Here is a 1,723-nt window from a genome sequence, read left to right on the forward strand (position 1 = left end):
ATCACATACAGCAGCGTACGCCAGTGGCGGCCTTTCACGGTCACCAGCAGCCAGGCAGCGGGCCAGGCCAGCAGCACGGTCATCGCCGCCGTCAGCAACGACACCCACAGTGTGGTCCAGAGCGCATACAGATACTGCGACTCGCCAAACACCGTCAGGTATTGCGCCAGGCTGTGGCCGGGCAGCGGATTCAGCAAACTGTCGACCGCGGTCAGGCTCTGATCGAGCAGCAGCAGCAGCGGCACCAGCAGAAACAGCACCAGGAACACCAGGCACGGCGTCAGCATCAGCCAGGGAAAGGCGTTCTGCCTAAGCCGGTTCATTGCGGCGCTCCCGGCGTGGGCAGCACGATCACATCGTCTTCACGCCACGCCAGGTAGAGCTTATCGCCCGGTGCGGGTAACTGACGGAAGTCCTGTTCCGCAGGCTGCACGCGCAGCTCGCCGCCGCCAGGAAGCTGGCACAGCAGGCGCAACGTCGCCCCGGCAAAGCTCGCCTCTTTTACGCTGGCGAAGGTGCCGTTAACCGCCGGTTCACCGCCGCCGGGCAGAATGCGGATGCGTTCGGGTCGCACAATCAGTAATGCGCTGCGGGCATCAAAACGACTGGCTGCCAGCTGTAACGGCTGCCCCGCTGCACTGAAATGTTCGCTGGCCTGATAACGTTCGCTGCCACGGTCGGCCGTCACCTGGAACAGGTTCGCCTGCCCGACAAACTCGGCGACAAAACGGTTTTCCGGCTGGCGGTAAAGTTCCGACGGTGTGCCCACCTGCTGCAACTGCCCCTGACCGAGAATACCGATGCGATCGGAGAGCGTCAGCGCCTCTTCCTGATCGTGGGTGACCAGCACCGTGGTGATGCCCACCCGTTTTTGCAGCGCACGCAGCTCATCCTGCATCTCCTTGCGCAGCCGGGCATCCAGATTGGACAACGGCTCATCCAGTAACAGCACCTGCGGCTCAATCGCCAGCGCACGGGCAATCGCCACGCGCTGCTGCTGGCCGCCGGAGAGCTGATGCGGCATGCGCGTTCCCAGCCCCTCCAGGCGCACCTGCCTGAGGGCCTCCGCGACCCGGCGGCGCTGCTCATCGCGCGCCACATGGCGCACCTTTAGCCCAAAAGCCACGTTATCCGCCACGCTGAGGTGCGGGAACAGCGCATAGTTCTGAAATACCATGCCGATATTGCGTCGATAAGGGGGTAACGCGGTCATATCCTGACCGCCAATCAACACCCGCCCGTTATCGGCCGCCAGAAAACCCGCGATGATATTCAGCAGCGTGGTTTTGCCACAGCCGCTGGGGCCGAGCAGGGAGAAAAACTCCCCCTGCTCTATTGTCATGCTGACGCCATCCAGCGCGCGATGCTGCCCAAACTGCCGCTTCACCGCGTCAATCACCACAGAACTCATTTTGTCGCCCCCAGCGACTGGCTCCAGCGGTTGGTCCAGTCGGCAAGCTGCGGCGTGGCCGTGGCGTAATCAATCCAGATCAGTTTGCTGTAGGCTTCTTCACCCACTTTCACCTGTTTTTTCAGGTTGTCGCTGTACTGCACCTCTTTATTGGTCATGCCGTACAGTGATTTATCGGAGAAGGCTTTCTGCACCTGGGCGCTGGAGAGCGCATTCACCACTTTGTAAGCATTCGCCAGATTCGGTGCGCCTTTCGGGATCACCCAGTTGGCCGCGCCAACCACCGCGCCTTCAGACGGGTACACAAAGTCG

Annotated in this window: 2 protein-coding genes and 1 pseudogene; all 3 read right to left on the reverse strand. The window is 61.9% G+C overall.

Features of this window, described 5'->3' with window-relative positions:
- Positions 1-323: pseudogene (locus WH277_RS00640) on the reverse strand (ABC transporter permease); the annotation flags it as partial.
- The gene (locus WH277_RS00645; protein WP_339457957.1) at positions 320-1,411 is read right to left on the reverse strand and encodes an ABC transporter ATP-binding protein; all 1,092 of its coding nucleotides are present in this window, start codon (positions 1,409-1,411) and stop codon (positions 320-322) included. The pseudogene WH277_RS00640 and the gene WH277_RS00645, both read right to left, overlap by 4 nt.
- Positions 1,408-1,723: extracellular solute-binding protein (locus WH277_RS00650; protein ID WP_339503774.1), on the reverse strand; the 316-nt coding region annotated here is incomplete at its 5' end. The genes WH277_RS00645 and WH277_RS00650, both read right to left, overlap by 4 nt.

The organism is Erwinia sp. MYb416, assembly GCF_037479575.1.
Taxonomy (GTDB): domain Bacteria; phylum Pseudomonadota; class Gammaproteobacteria; order Enterobacterales; family Enterobacteriaceae; genus Erwinia; species Erwinia rhapontici.